This window comes from Vibrio orientalis CIP 102891 = ATCC 33934, assembly GCF_000176235.1.
Taxonomy (GTDB): domain Bacteria; phylum Pseudomonadota; class Gammaproteobacteria; order Enterobacterales; family Vibrionaceae; genus Vibrio; species Vibrio orientalis.
Genome location: NZ_ACZV01000005.1, coordinates 614769 through 639276, shown reverse-complemented (window position 1 = coordinate 639276; position 24508 = coordinate 614769). Strand labels below are relative to the sequence as shown.

29 protein-coding genes are annotated in these 24508 nt (G+C 44.4%); 20 read left to right on the top strand and 9 right to left on the bottom strand.

Going from position 1 to position 24508, the window contains the following annotated elements; all coding sequences use genetic code 11:
- Positions 1–71: 71 nt before the first annotated feature.
- Complete coding sequence (locus tag VIA_RS13480; protein ID WP_004413573.1) at positions 72–2435, top strand: DNA polymerase II; 2364 nt, start codon at positions 72–74, stop codon at positions 2433–2435.
- Between the two features lie 79 nt (positions 2436–2514).
- Here VIA_RS13480 and VIA_RS13475 read toward each other — a convergent pair whose 3' ends face one another.
- A complete protein-coding gene (locus VIA_RS13475; RefSeq protein WP_004413572.1) occupies positions 2515–3282 on the bottom strand; it encodes a nucleotidyltransferase domain-containing protein in 768 nt (255 codons plus the stop codon).
- 131 nt (positions 3283–3413) lie between these two features.
- Between VIA_RS13475 and yeiP the strand changes: the two genes are divergently transcribed.
- The gene (gene yeiP, locus VIA_RS13470; protein WP_004413571.1) at positions 3414–3980 is read left to right on the top strand and encodes an elongation factor P-like protein YeiP; all 567 of its coding nucleotides are present in this window, start codon (positions 3414–3416) and stop codon (positions 3978–3980) included.
- A gap of 2 nt (positions 3981–3982) precedes the next feature.
- Positions 3983–4303 (top strand): HI1450 family dsDNA-mimic protein, encoded by a 321-nt coding sequence (locus VIA_RS13465; protein ID WP_004413570.1) that lies wholly within the window; start codon positions 3983–3985, stop codon positions 4301–4303.
- 130 nt (positions 4304–4433) lie between these two features.
- Here VIA_RS13465 and ihfA read toward each other — a convergent pair whose 3' ends face one another.
- Entirely contained in the window at positions 4434–4730 is a 297-nt protein-coding gene (ihfA, locus tag VIA_RS13460; RefSeq protein WP_004413569.1) for an integration host factor subunit alpha, read from the bottom strand.
- A 608-nt stretch (positions 4731–5338) separates the two neighbouring features.
- Here ihfA and VIA_RS13455 point away from each other — a divergent pair.
- From VIA_RS13455 to VIA_RS13425, 7 genes are all read left to right on the top strand, one after another.
- Positions 5339–5560: a hypothetical protein gene (locus VIA_RS13455; protein WP_004413568.1), complete on the top strand. Its 222-nt coding sequence runs from the start codon at positions 5339–5341 to the stop codon at positions 5558–5560.
- Positions 5561–5650: 90 nt separating this feature from the next.
- The gene (locus tag VIA_RS13450) at positions 5651–6202 is read left to right on the top strand and encodes a septation protein A (protein ID WP_004413567.1); all 552 of its coding nucleotides are present in this window, start codon (positions 5651–5653) and stop codon (positions 6200–6202) included.
- Between the two features lie 73 nt (positions 6203–6275).
- The gene (yciA, locus tag VIA_RS13445) at positions 6276–6668 is read left to right on the top strand and encodes an acyl-CoA thioester hydrolase YciA (protein ID WP_004416232.1); all 393 of its coding nucleotides are present in this window, start codon (positions 6276–6278) and stop codon (positions 6666–6668) included.
- Between the two features lie 105 nt (positions 6669–6773).
- The gene (locus VIA_RS13440) at positions 6774–7070 is read left to right on the top strand and encodes a YciI family protein (RefSeq protein WP_004413565.1); all 297 of its coding nucleotides are present in this window, start codon (positions 6774–6776) and stop codon (positions 7068–7070) included.
- Positions 7071–7073: 3 nt separating this feature from the next.
- Positions 7074–7478, top strand: coding sequence for a GspS/AspS pilotin family protein (locus tag VIA_RS13435; protein ID WP_004416235.1), 405 nt, complete (start codon positions 7074–7076; stop codon positions 7476–7478).
- Positions 7479–7688: 210 nt separating this feature from the next.
- Positions 7689–8249 carry a VC2662 family protein gene (locus tag VIA_RS13430; RefSeq protein ID WP_004413563.1) on the top strand — a complete coding sequence of 187 codons (561 nt, stop codon included), beginning with the start codon at positions 7689–7691 and terminating at the stop codon, positions 8247–8249.
- A gap of 313 nt (positions 8250–8562) precedes the next feature.
- A complete protein-coding gene (locus tag VIA_RS13425) occupies positions 8563–8784 on the top strand; it encodes a hypothetical protein (protein ID WP_004413562.1) in 222 nt (73 codons plus the stop codon).
- Here the strand turns inward: VIA_RS13425 and VIA_RS21745 are convergent, their stop codons facing one another.
- A complete protein-coding gene (locus VIA_RS21745; protein ID WP_071816298.1) occupies positions 8785–8976 on the bottom strand; it encodes a DUF1289 domain-containing protein in 192 nt (63 codons plus the stop codon). It lies immediately after the preceding gene.
- 72 nt (positions 8977–9048) lie between these two features.
- Entirely contained in the window at positions 9049–9297 is a 249-nt protein-coding gene (locus VIA_RS13420; RefSeq protein ID WP_038210793.1) for a DUF1289 domain-containing protein, read from the bottom strand.
- Between the two features lie 193 nt (positions 9298–9490).
- Between VIA_RS13420 and VIA_RS13415 the strand changes: the two genes are divergently transcribed.
- The 5 genes from VIA_RS13415 (at position 9491) to VIA_RS13395 (ending at position 14233) form a co-directional block, all read left to right on the top strand.
- On the top strand, positions 9491–9937 hold the full coding sequence (locus tag VIA_RS13415; protein WP_004413560.1) for an META domain-containing protein: 447 nt from the start codon (positions 9491–9493) through the stop codon (positions 9935–9937).
- 198 nt (positions 9938–10135) lie between these two features.
- Positions 10136–11278 carry an ABC transporter substrate-binding protein gene (locus tag VIA_RS13410; RefSeq protein WP_004413559.1) on the top strand — a complete coding sequence of 381 codons (1143 nt, stop codon included), beginning with the start codon at positions 10136–10138 and terminating at the stop codon, positions 11276–11278.
- A gap of 6 nt (positions 11279–11284) precedes the next feature.
- Positions 11285–12994: an ABC transporter permease gene (locus VIA_RS13405; protein ID WP_038210814.1), complete on the top strand. Its 1710-nt coding sequence runs from the start codon at positions 11285–11287 to the stop codon at positions 12992–12994.
- Positions 12960–13607: an ATP-binding cassette domain-containing protein gene (locus tag VIA_RS13400; protein WP_004416242.1), complete on the top strand. Its 648-nt coding sequence runs from the start codon at positions 12960–12962 to the stop codon at positions 13605–13607. The genes VIA_RS13405 and VIA_RS13400 overlap by 35 nt, the downstream gene beginning before the upstream one ends.
- On the top strand, positions 13601–14233 hold the full coding sequence (locus tag VIA_RS13395) for a CDP-alcohol phosphatidyltransferase family protein (protein WP_004413556.1): 633 nt from the start codon (positions 13601–13603) through the stop codon (positions 14231–14233). The genes VIA_RS13400 and VIA_RS13395 overlap by 7 nt, the downstream gene beginning before the upstream one ends.
- Here the strand turns inward: VIA_RS13395 and VIA_RS22380 are convergent.
- The 4 genes from VIA_RS22380 to VIA_RS13380 form a co-directional block, all read right to left on the bottom strand.
- Complete coding sequence (locus tag VIA_RS22380; RefSeq protein WP_004413555.1) at positions 14213–14362, bottom strand: hypothetical protein; 150 nt, start codon at positions 14360–14362, stop codon at positions 14213–14215. The two genes, VIA_RS13395 and VIA_RS22380, sit on opposite strands and share 21 nt — an antisense overlap.
- Positions 14363–14473: 111 nt before the next feature.
- Complete coding sequence (locus tag VIA_RS13390) at positions 14474–15406, bottom strand: class I SAM-dependent methyltransferase (RefSeq protein ID WP_004416245.1); 933 nt, start codon at positions 15404–15406, stop codon at positions 14474–14476.
- 11 nt (positions 15407–15417) lie between these two features.
- Positions 15418–16113, bottom strand: coding sequence for a TIGR01621 family pseudouridine synthase (locus tag VIA_RS13385; RefSeq protein ID WP_004413553.1), 696 nt, complete (start codon positions 16111–16113; stop codon positions 15418–15420).
- Between the two features lie 105 nt (positions 16114–16218).
- On the bottom strand, positions 16219–17649 hold the full coding sequence (locus VIA_RS13380; protein ID WP_004416247.1) for a sodium-dependent transporter: 1431 nt from the start codon (positions 17647–17649) through the stop codon (positions 16219–16221).
- Between the two features lie 368 nt (positions 17650–18017).
- Here VIA_RS13380 and cls point away from each other — a divergent pair, with 368 nt between their 5' ends.
- The 4 genes from cls (at position 18018) to VIA_RS13360 (ending at position 22782) form a co-directional block, all read left to right on the top strand.
- A complete protein-coding gene (gene cls, locus VIA_RS13375; RefSeq protein WP_004413551.1) occupies positions 18018–19472 on the top strand; it encodes a cardiolipin synthase in 1455 nt (484 codons plus the stop codon).
- Positions 19473–19539: 67 nt separating this feature from the next.
- Positions 19540–20745 (top strand): cystathionine beta-lyase, encoded by a 1206-nt coding sequence (locus VIA_RS13370; protein ID WP_004413550.1) that lies wholly within the window; start codon positions 19540–19542, stop codon positions 20743–20745.
- A gap of 236 nt (positions 20746–20981) precedes the next feature.
- Complete coding sequence (locus VIA_RS13365; protein WP_004413549.1) at positions 20982–21917, top strand: esterase/lipase family protein; 936 nt, start codon at positions 20982–20984, stop codon at positions 21915–21917.
- Positions 21918–21927: 10 nt separating this feature from the next.
- Entirely contained in the window at positions 21928–22782 is an 855-nt protein-coding gene (locus VIA_RS13360; RefSeq protein ID WP_004413548.1) for a lipase secretion chaperone, read from the top strand.
- A 43-nt stretch (positions 22783–22825) separates the two neighbouring features.
- On the opposite strand, the gene VIA_RS22595 is transcribed toward VIA_RS13360, so the two are convergent.
- The gene (locus tag VIA_RS22595; protein ID WP_268869233.1) at positions 22826–22939 is read right to left on the bottom strand and encodes a DNA-3-methyladenine glycosylase I; all 114 of its coding nucleotides are present in this window, start codon (positions 22937–22939) and stop codon (positions 22826–22828) included.
- Here VIA_RS22595 and VIA_RS13355 point away from each other — a divergent pair.
- On the top strand, positions 22930–24474 hold the full coding sequence (locus VIA_RS13355; RefSeq protein WP_004413547.1) for a recombinase family protein: 1545 nt from the start codon (positions 22930–22932) through the stop codon (positions 24472–24474). The two genes, VIA_RS22595 and VIA_RS13355, sit on opposite strands and share 10 nt — an antisense overlap.
- Positions 24475–24508: the final 34 nt, after the last annotated feature.

Sequence of the window (24508 nt, the reverse complement as noted above, 5' to 3'; positions counted from 1 at the left end):
TATATGGCTGTGCATGTGTTAATCTAGCGCTGCGGGTCAGGTTCCGCATCACCTCAACTATCGTCAGTATCATGGTTATTCAAAACGGTTTTTTACTTACTCGCCAAGCTCGTGACATCAATGGTCAAACTCAAATTGATCTGTGGTTGTCGACGCCAAGTGGCCCAGCACAGCTACTTATTTATGGTGAAAAGCCGGTCTTTTTTATCCCTCAAACCGACTTACCCACTGCGGAAAATCTTGCTAAACAACATGCGATTACTGTCCAATGGAAGCCTTTACCACTCAAAAGCTTTGCTTTGCAACCTCTTGCGGCTTGTTATTGCCAGCTGAGCAAACAATCTCAACAGCTGAGTCAAATACTTAAACAACATGATATTACGGTACTTGAGGATGATATTCGCCTCGCCGACCGTTATTTGATGGAGCGCTTTATCAAGGGTAGCCTTGAGTTTACCGGTCGCGAGCAAAATAGAACTCAGTTTACACGCTATAGTGATGTGAAATGCCGTCAGGGTGACTACACGCCAGATTTGAAAGTGGTCTCGCTTGATATCGAATGTTCCGAGAAGGGCATCCTCTACTCCATTGGGCTTGATAGCCCAATGGATAGCCGAGTTATTATGATAGGAACACCCGAAGCGTCTGAAACGGAGATTGAATGGGTAGCCGATGAAAAAGCTCTGCTGCAGGCGATGGTCCAGTGGTTCCAACACTTTGACCCTGACGTCATCATCGGGTGGAACGTTATAGACTTTGACTTTAGGTTGCTGCACAAACGCGCCGATTGGAATAAGGTCAAGTTGGCGATTGGTCGCGGTCAGCAAAATAGCTATTTCCGAACTTCTAATACGACCCAACAAGCATTTATCTCGATTCCTGGTCGTGTGGTGATGGACGGCATTGATACCCTTAAAACCGCCACCTATCATTTCCGCAGTTGGTCGTTAGAGTCTGTCTCGCAAGAGCTACTTGGTGAAGGGAAACAGATCCACAACGTTCATGACCGGATGGATGAAATCAATCAGATGTTTCGTTCTGATAAGCCTTCGCTAGCCAAATACAACTTGCAAGACTGCGTGCTAGTCAACAAGATATTCACCCATACCCACCTGTTAGAATTTGCCATTGAACGGGCTAAGTTAACTGGCGTCGAACTTGATCGCGTTGGAGGTTCAGTTGCTGCTTTCACTAACTTGTACCTGCCTCAAATTCACCGCGCTGGCTATGTCGCCCCGAACCTGTATCCAGAGAATTGGATTGCCAGCCCGGGTGGTTATGTGATGGACTCTATCCCTGACCTTTATGACTCGGTATTAGTCCTCGATTTCAAAAGCCTTTATCCTTCTATCATCCGCAGTTTTTTGATTGATCCAATGGGGTTAATTGAAGGGTTACAGCTCGATATTGGTAAAGACGATAACCAAGCCGTAGCGGGGTTTCGTGGTGGCCAATTCCACCGTTCGCGCCACTTTTTACCACAAATGATCGAACATCTTTGGGCAGCTCGTGATGTAGCGAAAAAGAACAATGAACAGGCATTTTCTCAAGCGATCAAGATCATCATGAACTCTTTCTATGGCGTATTAGGTTCATCTGGCTGTCGCTTCTTCGATACGCGTCTCGCATCCAGTATCACGATGCGCGGCCATGAAATCATGAAGCAAACTAAGAAATTAATTGAAGATAAAGGTTATCAGGTCATTTATGGTGATACTGATTCGACCTTTGTGTCGTTAAATGGCGAGTACTCACAGCAACAAGCTGACGAGATTGGTCATGAGCTGGTTGCCTACATCAATACGTGGTGGACCAAGCATCTCAGAGAAGAATATAACCTCAACTCGATCCTTGAGCTTGAATACGAAACCCACTACCGCAAATTTTTGATGCCGACCATCCGCGGTCAAGAGACGGGTTCGAAAAAGCGTTATGCTGGTTTGATTGGTGAAGGCGCGAATGAACGCATTATCTTCAAAGGACTTGAAAGTGCCCGTACCGACTGGACACCCCTTGCGCAAGAGTTCCAACAATCACTCTACTCGATGGTCTTTAAAGGCCAAAACCCAAGCGAGTATGTGCGCAGTTTTGTTGAGCAGACCAAAGCTGGTGAGCATGATGCTAAGCTCACCTATCAAAAACGGCTACGTCGTAAACTGAGCGAATATCAGAAAAATGTGCCACCTCAAGTACGTGCTGCTCGAATGGCTGATGAAATAAACTCACAGCTTGGTAGACCACTTCAATATCAAAACAAAGGTCGTATTGAGTACGTGATCACCCTAGGTGGACCTGAGCCAAAAGAGTATCAGCAAAACGCGATTGATTATCAGCACTATATCGATAAACAGCTTAAACCAGTAGCTGAAGCTATTTTGCCGTTTATCGGCGTTGACTTTGCGTCGCTCAGTGAGCCTCAGCTTGGATTGTTTTAACGCTGTCTTGGCAAGGAAGCTACTTTTATTAAGTCAGTTCTATAGAAAGTTGAACCAAGCTGGCAATGTCACCACAACCTTAGCCTATACGAAATTCGGTTTTTTTGTATTGCTTAACCAACCAATCGCCAAAGCTATCTAGGATGCCTATAACTGAGCGCTTGGCGATTACGCGGCCTGACAACAAGATCCCTAGGCGATCAATTTCTACCTGTTTTTCCGGATAGTAGTTTAAGAAGTGCTGACCGCACTCTATTGGATCATCAAACCATTTTTTATCTTTGTACATCACTAAGGAGTAGCTGGCCCTCAGAAGCTTTTTGGCGATGATCTTTTGCGCCTTCACTTGGTCTTCATCTTTGTCAGTCCTTGCGATACGGTTACGATAAACCGCCACCCAATCCTCAACGTCCATATTCCAATGCTTAGCAATCTCCCAACTCGGTTCGTAATCACCAAAACATTCGGAGAGATCCTCACCGTAAATACAAACCGAGCAATGACGCAGTAAAAAGCCCCACGATAGGATTCCGTCAAGACTGGCGACATCTTCGACCAACGCCGTTTTGAACGACACTTCAGTGATAAACGGGTACGCCTTTTGATAACGCCATTTGATTGAATTAAACAGCGTGGTTCTCATGTCGCTAAAACTGCGATGCGTTACGACAATCACATCGATATTCGACTGTCCCGGTTTGGCATTCTTACGAGCAACACTGCCGTACAAATATACGCTGTGCAGGTTGTCGCCTAAGCCATTGGTCAGATAGCTCACTAGATCATCAATTGCAGGTTGGTAATGTGACTGAAAAGCGTGTTTCGGATCGATAGTGGTAAGATGCATCTGATTATGAACAAAAAAGTGACGGACTGTCTCTAATGTTCGCTCACCACGATTGATGAATCAAGATATTCCTTCCTTAATTCGCTCGGTATATAATGCCGCTACTACCTAACACACGAAGGAAAATGTTCATGCCAAAGGCAAGTGAGCTTAAAAAAGGTTTTGCTATCGAATCTAATGGTAAAACACTACTAATCAAAGACATCGAAGTAACCACTCCTGGTGGTCGTGGCGGCGCTAAAATTTACAAACTGCGTTGTACTGACCTAAATACAGGTGCTCGCGTTGATGAACGCTACAAATCGGACGATGTGCTTGAAACTGTAGATATGTTCAAGCGCGCATCGTCTTTCTCTTATGTTGATGGCGATGAGTACATCTTCATGGACAATGAAGATTACACTCAGTACACGTTCAAGCAAGACGAGATCGAAGATGAACTTCAGTTCATTACTGAAGAGATCAAAGGTCTTCACATCATTCTTGTTAACGGCAGCGCAGTAGGTATCGAGCTACCAGCAACTGTAGAACTAGTGATCGAAGAAACAGACCCATCGATCAAAGGTGCTTCAGCGTCAGCACGTACTAAGCCTGCTCGATTCTCTACAGGTTTAACAGTGCAGGTTCCTGAGTACATTGCAACTGGCGATCGCATCGTGATCAACACGACTGAACGTAAGTACATGAGCCGCGCATAATTATGACTGAGCTTATGTCTTACGACGACGCCATTGATACCGCTTACGATATCTTTCTAGAAATGGCTCCTGACAATCTTGAGCCTGCTGATGTAATTTTGTTCACTGCACAATTTGATGAGCGCGGTGCTGCTGAGCTTGTAGAAACTGGTGATGATTGGGCTGGACATGTTGGCTTCGACGTAGACAAAGAGATTTACGCTGAAGTACGAGTAGGCCTAGTGAATGAAGAAAATGACGTCCTTGATGACGTATTTGCGAGACTGCTGATCAGCCGTGACCCAGAACATAAGTTCTGTCATGCATTGTGGAAGCGCGATTAATTCGTTATCAAATGCTAAATACTAAAACACCCTAGCCTAAGCTGGGGTGTTTTTTTATCAGGGTATCACCGAGTTCATTACTTATGTGCTAGCGAGCAACATAGCAACTTACCAACACCGGAAACCAGACTTAGTCATCGATCTTAATGTTTTCGACACGGGCTTTTAGTTTTTGCCCAGGACGGAAGGTCACTACGCGACGTGCACTGATTGGAATGTCTTCACCTGTCTTCGGGTTTCGACCTGGTCGTTCATTTTTATCACGCAGATCAAAATTCCCAAAACCAGACAGTTTTACCTGTTCGCCACTTTCAAGTGCCTTACGAATCTCTTCGAAAAACGCCTCAACCGTTTCCTTGGCATCCCGTTTACTGTATCCAAGCTTTTCAAACAGGTTCTCAGCCAAATCGGCCTTTGTGAGCGCCATAAAACTTTCCTCAAAGCTACGTTAAACATTGCCACCAATAGGCGGCGCCTAAACATTTCGCCAAGCCAATCAACAACATATCGGCTTTACTTTGGAAAGTGTATGCCAAGCTTATGATTTTCGCCAACTTTTTTATCAAAAGAGCACACTTTAACCACTTAAAACAATAACATAGATGCTAATTACAACAGCATTATCTGAAATTTATTAGTAAATAACTCTTTAATTTCAGAATATTAGCCCACTATTAACACTTAACTCAGTATCAAAAACTAAATGATATAAGTTTTGTAATTAAGCCGTTGATGTCAAAAGAGAAACAAATTACCCCTATTGAGTATGTGTCATTATCACCTGAGAGGCAGAATGCTTCGATTGTCATTGCGTGTCGAATTGAGTCGCAAATTGCCTCTCAGCCAAATTTAACCCTCTTACTAAAGGCCAAAAGGTGCAGTTCGTCAATTTCTTTACTCTCTATTTAATAGTATTACACTTTTAAATTCATCCGGTTAACCACTGCTGTCTACAAATGGCATCGAATATGCTTTGAACAAGGTAAGAAGGAAAACGGCAAAGTTTCGACACTGCCAGACGTTAAGGGGTACATTATGGAAGTTCAACGTCATACTTACTACCGACTCATTCACCATGGAATTAAGAGTCTACTCGTCGACCGAATTGGCCACTTTACCGAGTTGGAATATCACGAATACTTAAATGGCATGACAGGTAAATCCAGTTGTTTTGCCATGAGCGATGACGAGCTAAGATTTACCGTCGATAGTCTACGTAGCGAAGGATACTTAGAAGACTTAAAACACGTCATCTGAACGTGTATTGTTAGGGTTACGTCAAGCGCTTTGTCTAAACGGCATATTTCGTTAGACTGAGCGCAATTTCGTCTCAAAAAGATTAGCTCAATGAAACAACTGCTTGACTTCATCCCACTGATTATCTTTTTTGCCCTTTACAAACTGCAAGACATCTATGTCGCTACAGGAGCACTGATCATTGCTTCAGCAGTTCAAATCGCCATCACTTACTTCATCTATAAGAAAGTCGAAAAGATGCAACTTATCACCTTTCTAATGGTGGCTATCTTTGGCGGTATGACCCTCTTCTTCCACGATGATAACTTTATCAAATGGAAAGTAACGATTATCTACACGCTATTCGCCGCTGGACTTACAATCAGCCATCTCATGGGGAAATCGGCGATCAAGGGAATGCTTGGTAAAGACATCACCCTACCAGAGCCAGTTTGGAGCAAAATAACTTGGGCATGGGTGGCGTTCTTTTCATTTTGTGCGGCGCTAAACGTTTATGTGGCCTTTAAGCTGCCGCTTGATGTCTGGGTCAATTTTAAAGTCTTTGGTCTATTGATCGCGACTTTCGCTTTCACGCTATGCACTGGAATATATATTTATAAGCACATGGCTAAAGATGACCGCGAAGCAAACTCTAGCGAATAGCACGTTTGTTTTGTTACAATTCCCTTTTTCAGCGACCCCTTTGGTCGCTGTTTTGTTTGTACCGGATGTCACAATGAGCCATGAAATGAATGCACCTAAAGGCCAACTTCTTCTAAGAACTCTCGCAATGCCCGCTGATACTAACGCTAATGGCGATATCTTTGGGGGTTGGATAATGTCACAACTCGATTTAGCTGGCGGGATTCTCGCTAAAGAGATCTCTTCAGGTCGTATCGTCACGGTCTCTGTTTCGAGTATCACCTTTAAAAAGCCCGTGCGCGTGGGTGATGTCGTATGCTGTTACGGCGAATGCACTCGAATCGGCCGCACATCGATGAGTATTGATTTAGAAGTTTGGGTTAAACCAGTAAAAGAACATGGTTTAGAAGATCGCTTTATGGTCTGTGATGCGACCTTCAATTACGTTGCCATCGACGCTGATGGAAAACCTCGTCCAATTCAGTAAGCACTGGCAGGGATCGAATTATCTCGACTTCAAGGCTTCAAATTAGTCTGAATTAAGGTAGAGTAATCAAACTCTGTTACATTCTTCATATAAGGACATCTGAACATGTGGTATGTCATCTTTTCACAAGACGTTGAAAACTCGTTAGAAAAACGTCTAAGCGTTCGCCCTGCACACTTAGAACGTCTACAAGCACTGCAAAATGAAGGTCGTCTGTTAACGGCTGGACCAATGCCTGCAATTGACTCAGACAACCCAGGTGAAGCTGGCTTTACTGGCTCGACAGTAATTGCGGAGTTCGACTCCCTTGAGCAAGCGCAAACTTGGGCTGATGCTGACCCATATATTGAAGCGGGTGTTTACGAAAAAGTTATCGTCAAACCATTTAAGAAAGTATTTTAATCAATGGTACGAGTAAAAACGCTCTTCTTGCTAACTCTCGCTGCTATTTTGGCTGGCTGTTCATCTGCAACTGCGGAGAAACAAAGGCACCTTGAAATGCTCGCGGACAGTCGTGCAAATCTATTAGCATCTGAACTGCCTTTAGAGCATGGGCCGCTCTCCATCATGAGAGCAAGCTCAAAAGGCACAACCATTGAAATTATGATGGTTTACAATCAAGAAGCGCCCGGAGCGAAGCCAACGGCACAAGTTCTTAAGCAAAGTATTCATACTTATTGCAGTAGCCCAGACACAAAGAATAATCTTGAAGTTGGCCTGAGCTACCGCATTAAAATGCGTAATAGCCGCGGCCAACTGATGGCAGATGAACTTGTCACATATGATCGCTGCACCAATTCAGCCAACTAATGATCTGCCGTACTGATATACAAAGCCTCGCTCCGCGAGGTTTTTTTATTGTCTCTAAGCCCAATACTATGACTTGCTCTCGCTTACAAGTCGGCATATAGTAAAATCGTCACTCATCTATAATGCACTGACTTTAATTGAGAAGTCTTGGCCGATGAGTGAATAATTACTCTCAAATGGGTAAACGGAATAATCCTCGGAGCTATAATTATGAAAAAAATTCTTTCTGCAGTGGCGATTGTAACTGCCTTCGCATCTTCAGTCGCTGTTGCTTCAACGCCAGTTATGTTTTCTTCTATCAATAATTTCAATGCACCTGACAATTCAGCAGTTGGTGGTGTTCGTCTCGCGGCACTGCACGGTAAGGTCGACACACTAAAAGGTGTCGATTTTGCCATTGTTGGCATGTCGGAATCAGACGTCACTACGGGTGTTAACTTTGGCCTGTTACTTGGTGCTTCAAAAATCAATCAAGAAATGACGGGGGCATCTCTAGGCCTATTTAACTGGAACGAAGGCCAAACTACTGGGGTAAACCTAGGTGCTGTTAACGTGACTAACGATGTAAAAGGTGCCAACGTCAGCTTTGTGAACTATTCAGAAGGTAACACTATGGTTGATGTCGGTGCGGTTAACCTGTCAAGTGAATCAACGGTTCAAGTCGGTATCTTCAACAAAACGGCCAAAATTGAAGGTGTTCAGGTCGGTCTTATCAACTGTGCTGACAATGGCTTCCTACCATGCTTCCCTATTGTAAACTTTGCTAAATAGCCATTAGTGTAAGTCAAGACTCCAAGAGGCTCCGCATTGCGGGGCCTTTTTTGTATCTGTGCTCTAACCTTGGTGTGTCGCGACTTTTAAAACACGAACTAATATCGATGAATTTTTTATTTCAGTGTTTTCTTACCTAAATTGAAAAGAAAACCGTTGAATCAAGCATCTATCCAACCTATCAGCTTGGCGCTCTTGTCTATGAATTCAGACTCGACCAATTTTTGACTATTTTTTAACCAAATTCGATTGACGTAGTTCACATAGACTTCTAACTTTTCATATTAGTGTCATAGCCAAGGAGGTCCACCAAATGAAACGTGCTAGCAATTCATATCGTCTGCAGTTAATTAAGGAAGTCGCCACTCGCCAGCAGCGGCTTAAAGGTGGAGACCCAATGGCAAGTCACATTCAGCACTTGCTGGATGATAACGGTCACGATGAATCAAAAAATGAATTGAACCACCGCTTTTCCGGCAATCACTTTGATGAGCAAGCAGGTGGTTGGGTCAGTGATCACTGGGGCTCAAAATAGCTAGCGCGGCTCGACAATGATTGAGAGAGACTCACTATCAAGCCTGATAAGTATCTCTCTCTGTTCTACTTCAGACAGTTGATACCAGCGATACCTTTCTTGGCGAGTTCGTCCACAGCCAATACAACGTCCATTGTTGTCGGCTTGGCATAGGCCAATGCAAGGATTCGCAGGCTGACATCTCACATCCATATTACACCTCAATATACAATGCGACATAATTAACATATGGAAGATAAGTTCTGAAATGTCAAGAAGTTAAAGCTAGAACAGGTCTTGTTGAGGGTCAGAATCGGACAAATGAGCGTTACTGCCACCAGGGGCTTTACGGTGTTTACGAATATAGCGCTGGCGACAAAGTTTAATGACGTGTAGTTGTTGGGCAGGTGTCATATTGAGCCAATTGAAGCGCTCTTCACGTTTACGCATACACCCCTGACAGTAGCCTTTTTCGTCTACTGTACAGACACCCACGCATGGGCTGGGGACAATGAAAAACTCTAGTTGCTCCAAAAGATGACTCACCTATTAATGTGCCACTCATCTACTGTATGTGAACTATAAGTAGATGTTTATCAATAAGTTCCAATATGTGATTTAGACCAAACTATGACTTAGAGCTGACAAAAACAGTGTTTTATTATCTATACTGCTCTCATCAGGCCTATCAACGGCTTATCTATCTACTTATTGGAGTTGATTTATTATGAAGCTTAGTCCAAAAACGTTACTTGCAGCAATTGCCCTTCCTTTTGTAGTAACAGCATGTGCAAGCAATGGTGACGATGTGAAACAAATTACAGCTCAAGATCTACAGCACCACAACTGGGAACTTGTGAGCATCGACGGTAAAGATATTACTCTTGAAGGCCGCCAAACTGCTCCTCGTCTAGAAGTTGGTGAAAAAATGACAGCAAACGGTAACGCTGGCTGTAACAACTTCTTTGGCCAAGCAGAGCTACAAGACAACCAATTCCGCATTGAAAAAATGGGTATGACGATGAAAATGTGTATCGGCGATCTAATGGACGTTGAACAAGCTTTCTCTCAAACTCTATCTGATTGGAGTGATATGACTCTAACTAAAGATTCAATGGTTCTTAAGAATGACGTTCATACACTGACGTTCAAGCTTAATGACTGGAAGAACTAATCTGTTCTCACTTTGATTTGAAAAAAGCAGCTTTCGAGCTGCTTTTTTTGTTTTTGAGGCCTAATTTTCATACAACCTGTCAACAAACATATCAAATAGTTAATAAATCAGACTTTTTTCAGTCATAATGAATGAATATTTGGATTGCTCCGGTCTATCACACTGACCGTCACAACTATTCAACGAACAGGGACTATTATGACAAGGTTGATCACGCTACTCTCTATCTTACTCTTTTCTATTAGCGCTTACGCCAACGAAAAGTGGCAGCAAACACTAGAAGAAGCAAAAGGACAAACTGTCTATTTTCATGCATGGGGTGGCAGCCAAGAAATTAATCAATATATTCAATGGGCAGGAGCCAACCTAAAAGCCAATTATGATGTCACGCTTAAACATGTCAAAGTCACTGACATTGCTGAAACGACAGCGCGACTGATCGCTGAAAAAGCCGCTGGTAAAAACAGTGGCGGTAGCGTTGATATGGTGTGGATCAATGGTGAAAACTTTAAGTCAATGAAGGACAATCAGCTTTTATTTGGCCCTTTCACGCAAGCACTGCCAAACTGGCAATACGTTGATCAGGCACTTCCTGTAGACGTTGATTTCTCTGAGCCCACTGAAGGTTTAGAAGCACCTTGGGGTGTGGGTCAATTGGTTTTCATCCATGATAAATTATCGCTCAATAACCCACCACGCTCGTTTAGCGAGTTTCTGAGCTACGCCAAAGCATTTCCTAATCGTTTGAGCTACCCTCGCCCACCCGAGTTTCACGGCACGAGTTTCCTAAAAGCGCTGTTAATTGAGCTCACCAACAATGATGCATCATTAATGAAGCCTGTCGAGAAAGAGAGCTTCCAATTAGTGACTGCACCTTTGTGGAACTATTTGGATGAGTTCCATACTGTTGCATGGCGTGGCGGAAAACAGTTCCTATCTGGCACAGCCGAGTCTATTCAATTACTTGACGATGGACAGATCGATCTTGCGATTACCTTCAATCCAAATGCGGTGTATTCAGCGCAGGCTAATGGCAAGTTGGCTCAATCAACTCAAGCTTATGCAATGGATCAAGGCGCACTATCTAACATCCATTTCTTAGCGATTCCTTGGAATGCCAATGCGACAGCCGGCGCTCAGGTCGCCATTAACTACCTACTAAGCCCAGAAGCACAATCACGTAAGGGTGATACCAGTATTTGGGGTGACCCATCCGTGCTAAGTAGTCAGTACCTGACAGGGTCAGCAAAAAACACCCAGCAATTTAAATCAGTTGCAGAGCCACACCCAAGCTGGCAAAGCGCCCTTGAGCAAGAGTGGCTAAAGCGTTACGGAAACTAAACTGTGATATTGCCTGCGTTATACCTACTGCTTATTGTCATATGTATTTTGCCGACCATCCCGGGATTGCTTGGGGTGGTCATGGCGGCATTGGGTTATATCCCTCCCGTAGGGTTAACTAGCATTGGCTTAGATGGATTTACGCAGGTATTCAATTGGAGTGGGGTTAGCACCTCAATTAGCCTAACTCTATACTCGACAATTGTTAGCAGCTACCTCGCCTGCTTTATCACCTTTATGATCCTGCAATCTTGTTGGAACAAACGATTTTGGCGAGTAATTGAGACCACACTCTCTCCTTTGCTCGCCATGCCTCATGTCGCTTTTGCTATTGGCTTTGCGTTTCTTTTCTCTCCAACAGGCATTGGTGCTCGGGCGCTGTTTCACCTATTTGGTTACGACCCTAACGACCAGTCGGTGACTGATCTCGCTCTACTTATCAAAGACCCATACGCCATTGGGTTAATCGTGATGCTCACTTTCAAGGAGATCCCTTTTTTGCTGTTAATGAGCATTCCAATTATCCAGCAGCTAAAAGTAGAACGGATTGAGAAAGTGAGTGCTTCTTTAGGTTATAGCCGAGCTCAAACATGGTGGAAATGTGTGTTGCCGCAATGGCTGTCTAAAATACGCTTTCCGATGTTTGCAGTGATTGCTTATAGTCTATCAGTGGTCGATGTCGCGCTGATTATTGGACCAACAAACCCTCCTACATTCGCAGTTCTCGTCTGGCAATGGTTCAATGACCCAGACTTAGCCTTGTTGCCGAGAGCATCGGCAGGCGCGGTAGTACTGTTTATCATAGCTACCCTGCTTATCGGCTTTGCAAGAGCATTTGAGTGGATTCTGCTTCACGGGTGGCGTAGTTGGCAGACGTCTGGTCGTTTCGGATTAGAGCTCCCCGGGCGCGGCTTGTTTGGCAGCTTAGTGATATTAACGGGTCTGATGATCCCTCTAACCGTATTGTGGAGCTTCGCCCAGCGTTGGCGGTTCCCTGATCTGCTTCCGACTCAATACAGTAGTCGATTTTGGCAATATGAATGGTCCAATATTTTAGATACTTTGAGCCAAAGTCTATCTATTGCGGTTATCTGTGCCTCATTAGCGCTGATACTTGCCGTGATCGCGCACGAATATCGCTTACGCCATCGATGGACATTGCCTCATTATCTGATCGCGATCCCTATGCTGATTCCGCAGTTATCGATTTTATTTGGCATCCAAGTGGCAACGCTTTATATCGACAGCAGCGCTTATCTGCTGTGGGTCTGTTGGGCTCATGTATTCTTTGTTTTTCCCTATGTTTATCTTTCTCTGGATGGTCCATGGAAAAGCTATGATTCAGGCCTGACGCGTGTTGGATTAAGCTTGGGCAAGTCTCCAATTCACGTATGGCTGAAGATAAAGCTACCAATATTACTTCCTGCGGTGATGTTCGCTTGGGCAATAGGTGTCAGTGTTAGCCTGGCACAATATCTACCAACCTTGATATTGGGCGCGGGACGAATTAGTACCATCACCACTGAGGCGGTGGCACTATCAAGCGGCTTCGACCGACGAGTCACCGCTATCTATGCCTTATGGCAAGCACTGCTACCACTACTATTTTTCTCTATTGCTATTTTACTTGGCCACTTCCACGCTAAGTATCGTAGGTTGTCTATAAAGGGATTGTTACCCAATGAGTCTTTGTCTCGAAAACCTCACCGTCTGTAAAAATGACGGAGAGCCCCTGTTTACCGGTTTTTCACTCGAAATAAAGAGTGGAGAGATCGTCACCATTATGGGTCCTAGTGGCTGTGGTAAATCGACTCTGCTTAGCGCAATCGCAGGTCACCTTCCAGTAGATTTCACACTCACTGGAGCGATACATCTGAATCACCAAAATATTGGCCTGCAGCCAGCCCATAAGAGGCAGGTAGGCATTCTTTTTCAAGATGACTTGCTGTTCCCACACCTAACTATTGCGGAAAACCTTGCATTTGCTTTACCTGAGTCAGTCAAAGGCTCAGAGCGAAAGCAACAAGCGATTGAAGCGTTAAAGAACATCTCACTCAGCAAATTGGCGAATGTATTCCCAGATCAAGTATCAGGGGGCCAACGCGCGCGAATCAGCCTGACAAGAATGTTACTCGCTACGCCCCAAGCAGTGCTTCTTGATGAACCATTTAGCAAGTTAGACAAAGCTCTTAGAGAGCAGTTTCGTGATTGGGTTATTGAGCAGCTTGCAAGCGCAAACATTCCGACCTTGATGGTTACCCATGACGAAGAGGATATCCCACCGAACAGCCGTTGTATCACTTGGCCTTGGGAGGGAGAAACATGCTAGATAAATTTAGCATTAAGGTTATTCGTTGGCCTCTAGCCCAATGTGCAAACCTGATTGATAGAACGGGCGTGAGCGCAAATCAAGTGACTCTATTCGGCTTTACACTTGGTTGTATGGCCTTTCCAGCACTCATTGCTGAGCAATACACGCTGGCCTTGGTATTTATTATTCTCAATCGCGTTTGTGACGGATTGGATGGCGCACTAGCGCGGATACAAGGCATCACCGATGCGGGAGGCTTTTTAGATATTAGCCTCGACTTTCTGTTTTACTCGCTGATCCCTTTTGGCTTTGTACTCGCCAATCCGGAGCAAAACGCTATTGCCGGCGCATTTTTGATTTTTTCGTTTATTGGCACGGGTTCAAGCTTTCTCGCTTTTGCCACTATGGCGGGTAAACGAGGAATCGATAACCCTGTCTATAAACATAAATCACTCTACTACATGAGTGGCTTAACTGAAGGGACTGAAACCATTGCCTGTTTCATTACGTTCTGCTTATTCCCTCAGCACTTTGCCATCATCGCTTATGTTTTCGGTGCAGCTTGCTGGTTTACGACTTTCACTCGTATTTATTCAGGCTTTCACACTCTTCACAGCGATCCACTAAAACACGATAAAGAGTAAAAGTGACGCCACCACACCGGCGCTAAAACTTGGAGTATGGAATCGACTGCGGCGAGCGTGAACATACTCTTTAGCTAACTCTTCTTGATAGGTTTTAATGCTTAGCTCTTTGATGTAATTGTTGTACATGATGTTGTCCTCCTGACTTAACTGTTAAATCAAGTTTAAAACCTCAAGTTAACTTGAGATCAAGAGCCGATGACAAAAAAAAGCGCCATTTGGCGCTTTAGTCGTAAAAGTTTATCTGAATCTAAGTACTTTAAGTGAAGCCTCAGGGTCCGTATCTTCGAACTCTGGCGGGTTATCTAATCGCTCAATAAAGCTTAACTCTGGCGCTTCTTCCTTCATACCATCGATCAAGAACTGGCTAGTTACCTGGGGTGAGTTCACACACGCGATCACTTCCCCACCCTCAGCTAAAAGCTCAGGTAGTTTTCTCAAGATACGCTTATAGTCTTTGGTTAACGCAAAGCTGCCTTTTTGGAATGATGGCGGATCGATCACGATAAGATCATAACGTCCCATCTTTTTGATTTTTCCCCACGAGCGGAAAATATCATAGCCTAAGAACTTAACCTGGTTGATATTGTGCTCGTTAAGTTTATGGTTCTCGCGCCCTTTCGCCAATGACCCTTTCGACATATCGACGTTAACGACTTGGTCAGCGCCACCAGCGATTGCGGCAACTGAGAATCCACACGTGTACGCAAACAGGTTAAGCACATTCTTATGCTTCGAGTTCTCTTTTACCCAATCTCGCCCGTAACGCATATCGAGGAATAAGCCGAAGTTTTGGTTACGACCAATATTCAGTTGGTACTTCAACCCCGATTCATGCACGACAGGTTGGCTATCTAGTTCACCTAACACCACTTCAGAAGGCGCACCTTCTGCATAACGATGTTGAACAACCATAGATTTACCCTGCTTTTGTTGCCATAAATCTGACTCAGACAGTGCGGCTAAGCCCTGCTTTAGCGTTTCAATGAACAGCTCATCAACTTGTTTGAATATCGCGACGATTAACTGCCCTTGAATCCAATCACACGTTAACTGCTCTAAACCTTCAAAGCGACGTCCACGACCATGAAAAAGTCGGCGAACCTCGTTTGGCGCCTCAGTTAACTGCAGGTTTAACTGCTCAAAGAAGGTTGCTAGTTTGTCAGCCTGCATCGGCGCAGGAATTACTTGTTGATCTTCGGCCATGATAACTCCCATGGTGTCAGCCAAGTTTCAATACCTTGGCATGTGATATCAGTGTTCCATTTACTCCCCAAAACACTTTGGTTTCTTGGGTCACAAATAAATTTAAAATCTTGTTGTTGATAAGTGAAACGCAGCGCAAAAGCGTGCAGATAACCGCGGTCCGACTCGGAACCTGCATTGTAAATAGGATCGCCGACGATGCCTGAACCGACAGACTTCAACGCCACTCGGATTTGGTGGGTTTTTCCGCTATGTGGCTTACATAAAAACAACCTTTCTCCCGGCTCTGCTGCGAGTGAGAAAAACTGAGTAACTGCAGGGTTAGTTTGAGAAGTAAGCAGCTTCCATGAAGCGCGGCGTGAGCGCTCCATATCACCACTCACAAGCCCTTGCTTCTTTTTCGGCTTCTTACTGCCTATCGCAAGATAGTACTTTTCGACACTACGCTGCGCAAACATTTGTGAGAGCTCACTCGCTGCTGTTGAACTTCGACCCAATAGCAAAATGCCTGAGGTCATTTTATCTAGACGATGGATAAGATAGAGCTTTGTGTCGCCGGTTTGCTTGGCAACTTCTTGCAGTAGCATGGTATCGCCATCATCCTTGTGTACTGAGACATTTGGGTGCTTACTGATGACAATAAAATCAGTGTGAGTGTGTAAGATATCGAACATTAAAACTGGCTCCACTTTGGACGCGAGAGTATACCCGTTATCTCAGCAAAAACAAAAAACCTCCCTATTGGGAGGTTTCAATTATTTCAGATTGCCTGTGTAGCGTTATAGCTTCTTCGAGAAGATACCCGCTACCGCGATGATACCAATGCCTAACAGCATGATTTCACCTTTACCGCTATCAAAGCCAGACTTGATGCCCATAAATGCTACGATTGCGATTGCTACAGGAATTACGTACTTAACTAGGTTGTACCATAGACCGAACAGTGGGAAAGATACTTCACCGTCGTTAGTGATCTCTTTCTCTAGCTCAGCGCGGTTTAGACGCCAGCCAGCGAAGATACATACCAACATACCGCCAACCGCTAGGAAGATCTTATCTGTTAGTAGATCGAAGATATCGAACGCGCCAGTACCGAATAGTGTTGGACCAACACCACCTAGTGATAGTGATGCGAACACACATAGCGCTGCCATTACTGAACTTGCAGAAATAACCGCTGTTGAACGCTTCATGCCTTTTTCATCGATTAGGTAAGAGACGACAACTTCAAGTAGAGATACAGAAGAGGTCAGTGCAGCTACCGTTAGACCAAGGAAGAACATTAGAGCGATTAGCAGACCAATTACGCCGCCCATTTCAGCAAATAGCTGAGGCACAACGACGAATACTAGACCTGGACCTGCTGCTGGCTCCATACCGAATGCGAACATTGCTGGGAACATAGCTACACCAGCTAGAATCGCAACGCCTGTATCCATTGCAGTAACCATACCTGTTGTTTGAACAAGGTTCTCTTTCTTCTTCAGGTAAGAACCGTATGTCAGCATACAACCCATACCTAGTGATAGAGAGAAGAACGCCTGACCAAGAGCGGCTAATACGACGTTACTGTCTACTTTCGAGAAGTCTGGCATGAATAGGAATTCTAGACCCGCCATTGCACCTGGAAGCATTAGACCTTTAACAGATACAAAGATAAGGATCAGGAATAGAAGCGGCATTAATACCTTACCTGCTTTCTCGATACCGCCAGAAATACCTTTCATTACGATAGCGATGTTTAGCGCTAGGTAAATACCCATCCACATTAGTGGCTGTACTGGGTCAGAAATAAATCCACCGAAGCTATCACCGATTGCTTCAGGCGTGTTTAGAAGACCACCACCCACTTTGAAGATATAAGCAAGCGCCCAACCACCTACTACTGGGTAGAAACCCATGATTAGTAGGCCACTAAGCACACCCATAACACCAGTAAACGTCCAACGACGGTCAGTCGTTTTAAACGCACCTACTGCTGATAGACCTGTCTTACGACCAATAGCGAATTCTGTAAGCATTACGCTAAAGCCGATAAAAATCACAAAAAGTAGGTAGATAGCAACGAACGCACCACCACCACTTTCACCCGCTGTGTAAGGAAACTTCCAAATGTTGCCAAGACCTACAGCTGAACCTGCTGCAGCCATTACGAAGCCTAATTTAGACCCCCATGTATCACGGGGCTGTGCACTTGAACTAGTAGCCACGATTTACTCCATTAAAATCATTTTATAAGTTGTGTTTGCTTCTGTTAGGCGTCTAGAAAAGTGATTGTAAATTTTTTTTTACACTTATTAGAATTTTAAGTGACGCTAACGTTGTAGCAAGTAAACCAGTTTAGGAATAAAATTGGAAGCCCAAAAAGTATATTTTCCCACCACAAATGTAATTAATATGTTTAAATGCTGTTTTTTTAGCCTTTAACATGTATTACACACCAGTTTTAACATTCACCTAACAGATTTGTCCTATCTATTAATCTATCGCCATGATTAGCTGATTTGAGAAAATCTTGCTTGTCGTCGTTCCTGTTGAGCTCTACTATTGGGAGTGCCATACACTTCTAGGTTATTGAATGGAAAAGTTTTACCACTTTCTTACACTTGCTGGGATTGCCTTTTACTGGATTCTAGTCGCGGGTGTGACGATTCGCGTTGTACTTAAACGACGCGCTGTCAGTGTTTCTTTAGCTTGGTTGATGATCATCTATATCATCCCAATTGTCGGAGTTGCGTGTTACTTCATGTTTGGTGAGCTCAATTTGGGCCGAAAACGTGCTGAACGTGCGAAAGAGATGCTCGCTCCCTTTGCCAAGTGGTTCTCTAGCCTTAATAACTGCCACGCACACTCTCCAGAAAGCTTTGGCCGCCATATCTACCGAATTGATGAACTTTGTAACAACCGCTTAGGTCTGCCTGCTCTTTCAGGCAACTCACTCTCTTTGCAAAGCTCACCCGATAAAATCCTTCATTCGATTATTGAAGATATTGAGAGTGCGGAAACTAGTATCCGTCTGGTCTTTTATATCTGGCATCCGGGTGGATTGGCAGATTCGGTTGCATCGGCACTTATCCGCGCTGCAAAAAGAGGCGTAGATGTTAAATTATTGCTTGATTCAGCAGGTAGCCCGCGCTTTTTCCGCAGTCAGTGGGCGCAAATGATGCGAAATGCGGGTATCCATGTAGTACAAGCGCTTGAGGTTAGCCCGTGGCGTATTTTTTTAAGACGCCTCGATTTGCGACAACATCGTAAAATAATTGTTATCGATGAGAAGATTGCCTATACAGGTTCAATGAACTTAGTCGACCCTGCTCACTTCAAACAAAATTCCGGTGTCGGCCAATGGATTGATATTATGGTGCGTATTACTGGGCCAACAGTGAATGTCCTTTCCGCTATCCACTGTTGGGACTGGGAAGTCGAAACCGGATCACGCGCATTCCCGCAATCACCAGAATGTTCGATCAAGCCAAATGAACCACAACACCCTGTTCAAGTGGTGCCTTCTGGCCCCGGTATGCCAGAACATTTGATCTCTCAAGTGCTGACACTGGCGATTAACCAAGCGAATCAATCCGTGCGCATCACCACCCCTTACTTTGTGCCTAGTTCCGACCTACTGGAAACTCTAAAGATGACAGCCCAGAGGGGCATCAATGTAGAGCTGATCATCCCACATAAAAATGACTCAATGATGGTTCAATGGGCCTCTCGTGCCTTTTATAGTGAGCTGATGCTAGCAGGAGTCAAAATCTTTGAATTCTACGGTGGTCTTCTGCACACCAAGTCTGTCGTTATCGATGAACAGTTCTGTTTAGTCGGTACGGTTAATATGGACATGCGCAGTTTGTGGCTCAACTTCGAACTGACCTTAGCCATCGATGACGAAGCGTTTACGAAAGAAATGTTTTGGTTGCAGCAAAGCTATATAGAGAATTCGCACCCTGTCGACTTTGAGCAGTGGAAAAAGCGTACCTTATCCTCTCGCTTTTTAGAGCGCACTTTCTATCTATTCAACCCGCTACTTTAATCGGACTTGCTATTCACGCTTTGCCATGGTTTAAATATGGCAATACGTGATTAGATAAGGACTTCCAATGTCAGAGAGCAAGCAGACCAAATACGTTACCGCGGGTCGAGATAAGAAATGGACCAACGGCGTTGTAAACCCTCCGATACAACGCGCTTCAACTATCGTATTTGATACTGTAGCGGAAAAGCAGCAGGCGACGATTAACCGCGCCAATAAAACGCTTTTCTATGGCCGCCGTGGTACCAATACCCACTTTGCCTTCCAAGATGCAATGACAGAAATTGAAGGCGGCGCTGGATGTGCCCTTTACCCTTGTGGTACGGCGGCTATCGCCAACGCGATTCTTTCGTTTGTTGAAACGGGTGACCATATTTTGATGGTTGATACCTGTTACGAGCCAACACGTGATTTCTGCGACACCATCATGAAAAAGATGGGCGTCGAAACGACTTATTACGAGCCAACCATTGGCGAAGGTATCCGCGACCTGATCAAACCCAATACCAAGGTTCTGTTTTTGGAATCGCCTGGTTCGATCACCATGGAAGTTCAAGACGTTCCTACGCTGGCAAAAATTGCCCATGAACAAGAGATCATCGTAATGCTCGACAATACTTGGGCTGCGGGCGTTAACTTCTCACCTTTCGATCATGGCGTTGATATTTCGATTCAAGCTGCGACCAAGTACATTGTCGGCCACTCTGATGTCATGCTGGGTACAGCAGTAGCAAGCGAGAAGTACTGGGATCAGCTCCGTGAGCAAAGCTACTTGATGGGTCAATGTGTCTCACCAGATGACGCATACTTAGGTCTACGTGGTATCCGTACATTAGACGTTCGTCTGCGCCAACACGCTGAGAACAGTTTAAAAGTCGCCAAGTGGCTGCAATCTCGACCAGAAGTCGACCATGTTCGTCATCCAGCGTTAGAAACTTGTCCAGGCCACGAATTTTACCAGCGTGACTTTACCGGTGGTAATGGCTTGTTTTCATTTGTACTGAAGACAACTTACCCTAAAGCGACCACGGCACTGCTGGATGGCATGAAGCATTTCAGTATGGGTTATTCGTGGGGCGGTTATGAGAGCCTTATTCTAGCCAACGAACCTAAGAGCTTTAATAGTCTACGTACCGTGGCTAACCCGAACTTTGAAGGTACCTTGGTGCGTTTGCACATTGGCTTAGAAAATGTCGATGATTTAATTGCTGATTTGGAAGCTGGGCTTTCTCGCTACAATGCGTTGATCTTAGAGAAAGAAGCAACAGCGTAGAGCTTATAGTTCAAAGCACGAATACCAATAAGCCTCGTTCGCGAGGCTTTTTAATACCCTGATTTTATTAACAAAAACCCTAATTCCCTCTCCCCCAACCAACTCACTAATCAAAACTGTTGTTTTTGAACTAAATATCACAATTTAACATTTCACTCACCATCCAGATTTGTATCAATTGGTTTTTCTTCTACGTTTAAATATCTCATCAGAGGTCATACCAGAAGGAGCTAGCTTTGAAACAATTCTATTCACTTGTCCTAACTTGCGCTTTGGCATTGGGACAACCGATATTCACTAATGCTGCCCATGCGAGTGGCTATACCCAAACTCAATACCCGATTGTCTTAGTTCATGGGTTGTTTGGCTTTGATACCCTTGCCGGCGTCGACTATTTCTATGGAATCCCCCACTCCTTAACCAAAGATGGAGCCACAGTTTACGTCGCGCAAGTCTCTGCTTCCAACAGCAGCGAAATTAGGGGAGAACAACTGCTAGCTCAGGTAGAGACCTTACTTGCAGCCACTGGCGCAACCAAAGTTAACCTAATTGGCCATAGCCATGGTGGCCCAACGGCTCGTTACGTCGCTTCAGTGAGGCCTGATCTTGTCGCATCAGTCACCAGTATTGGCGGCGTGAACAAAGGCTCTAAAGTGGCCGATCTCGTAAGAGGTACTGTCCCTGAAGGCTCAGGTTTAGAAGGATTAGCAGTCAAGCTTGCTGGTGGGCTCACCACGCTGATTAATCTGCTTTCCGGAGGGTCAGATTTGGATCAAGACCCATTAGCCTCGCTTGAAGCGTTAACGACTGAAGGTTCGTTAGCTTTTAACCAACATCACCCATACGGAATTCCAAGCACTGAGTGTGGTGAAGGCGATCTGCTCGCGAGCAATGGGGTGTATTACTACTCTTGGACAGGTTCTTCCACTTTTACCAACCTTTTAGACCCGACTGATGGTGCGTTAGTCATCCTCGGCTGGGCATTTGATGAACCGAATGACGGACTCGTCAGTGCGTGTAGTACCCACCTAGGCAAAGTGATTCGCGATGATTACAAGATGAACCACTTAGATGAGATTAACGGACTTTTAGGTATTCATCATCTGTTTGAAACCGACCCAGTTACCCTCTATCGCCAACATGCGAATCGTCTAAAACAGCAAGGACTATAAGGATCACTCGATGAAAAAGGCCGCTCTCATTTTCGTTTCTCTTATGACATCTGTTGGGTTAGGAGCGGTCTTATTTTTCTCCTATCAACAGCAAGCTTCAGCCCCAGCCGCGCTATCTCAAGCAGATGTGCAGGTTGATACAGCAACCACAAAGCACTTCTTCGATTTTTCATTGAGCAGTTTAGGTGAGCAAGATCTTGATGAGATTAAACAAAGAATCAGTCAGCGCCCTTCGTCGGACGTCAGCCTCAACGATGAAGAAGCCCTCTTTTCGGCGTATTTACAGTACAAACAAGCACTGGTCGAATTAGAGCCTTTACAAACAAACCAACTCTCTGCGCTCGATTTAGAACAGCTTCACTTACGCATTTTAGACCTGCAATTTGAATACTTTACCGTCGAGCAAATCGAGCTGTTATTTACAGAGGAGAACCAGCTGCGCCAATTAGCCATCGAAAAATTGAACATCGAGAACAGTAATTTGGATCCTCAACAAAAGCGAGACTTGCTAGAGGAACAACTGAGTGCGATGCCTAAATACATTCAGACAGCCGAGAACAACCATCAGCTAGTAAAAGATCTATCCTCCCTTTCAGCTCTTGATGGTCAGCAGAAACATATCGCAGCAGTCGAGTTGGTTGGCGAAGCGGGCGCAGAGCGACTGGAAGTCCTTGATCAGCAAAGAGCCTCCTTCCAAGCAAACATGGACTCTTACTTACAGCATCGTGATGAACTACTTACATCAGACTCACTGTCCGCTCAGGACAAACAAATACAAATAACTCGACTTAGAGAAGAGACCTTTGACGCAGCCCAACTAAGACGTGTCGAAGCACTTGAGCGAATTCATGACCAAAGTCACTAAGTAGACAGAGATTGGCAGCGCAAAAAATGGCTGCCAATTCGTACTAGCTTGCCTTTTTAGGACAATCGACTAAATGGTCATCGACCATGCCAACCGCCTGCATAAAGGCATATATACTAGATATAGTTATTAAGTTAAGATTGAGAAATGAACGCATACAGTTACAGACGCTTTTCTTCAGCAACTCAAAGTCATGGGGACTCAATACGTCGCCAAATACAACTAGCTGAAGACTACTGCCACAAACATAACCTAGAGCTTAGTACAGATTCTTTTGAGGATTTGGGAGTCTCTGCATACCATTCAAACAATAGCCTTGAGGATGCTGGCTTAGGGCAGTTTATAGCTGCTTTAGAGGAAGGTAAGATACCAACTCCTTGCTACTTATTGGTTGAGAGCTTAGACCGCTTAAGCCGAGCTAATATTGATGAAGCACTACAACAACTTTTAGCCATTACTAATCAAGGTGTCATTGTAGTAACCCTGTTTGATAACCAAACCTACAAGAAGGGCATGGGATTAGCTGAGTTCATAACAGCCATAGTTACGATGGCTAGAGCCAATGAAGAATCAGAAACCAAATCAAAACGTTTAAAGGCTGTATGGCACAAGCGTAGAACAGACCCTAACGCACTGAAAACCAACAATAAGCCTTTCTGGCTAGACCTTTCCGATGATAAGACGTCATTCATCCTTAATGAAAGTGCTGAGTTAGTTAGGGAAATATACGAGCTAAGCATTGGTGGGATGGGCTCTCACCTTATATCTAAGCACCTCAATGCTAAAGGTATCCCTAGCCCCAAAGGCAAGACATGGGGTGATGCTGTAATTACTAAAGTGCTTAACACAAAAGCAGTTCTTGGTGAGTATCAACCAAATCAACGAGTAAACAGAAAGTCAGTTCCGATTGGTGAGCCAATACAAGACTTTTACCCTTCAGTGATTAATGAGCAAACCTTCTATCTATCCCAAGCTCAAATAAAGCAAAGGGCTAAATCTCTAAAGCGAGGCTCAACCTCTAGCCACCTTAATATACTTAAGGACGTTGGTACTTGTAGACGTTGCAGTGCTCCCCTTAGGTTGCAAAAGCAGTCCCACCTTTATTACTTCAGATGCCCTGAATCACTCAAAGGCACATGCGACTCAAAGCCTATTAACATCATGTTTCTACGGGACTGGCTTAAAGAGCAATGGCTAACCCCTGCATTCTATAAAACATGGAGTAAGCCCAAACCCAAGCTTAATAAACTGAAGCCACTGGAAGCCAAGAGGCAGAGCCTTGGTGAAGCCTACGAAACGATGTTAGAAGCCTTTGGTTCTTCATCTAGCTCTAGCACCATCAAAAACCTTCAAAAACGTGACAGTGAACTACAAGAGTTAGACAAGCAGATAGAACTACTAAAGCAAGAGCAAGCCGAGGAATCCAACCCAATTAAGCTCAATATGGATGAGTCCATTAAGCTAATAGAGACTGCCTTTAAGCTCGAGATAACAGCCGAAACCATTACGGCTCGCAACAAGCTTAGGCAGTTAATGAACCAGTTCTCAAGGTTTGAGGTCGACATGATAGACAAGCAGGCTATCTTTGAAATTGACTCTACGAGTAGTTTTATATTCCAGTCAATCCAGAATCCATATCACTATATGAAGTCTAAGCCTATGTTTGTATGGAAAATGCTAAGCATTAAGTAGTTCTATAAAGTTGATAGGGTACTTGATTAGAGTA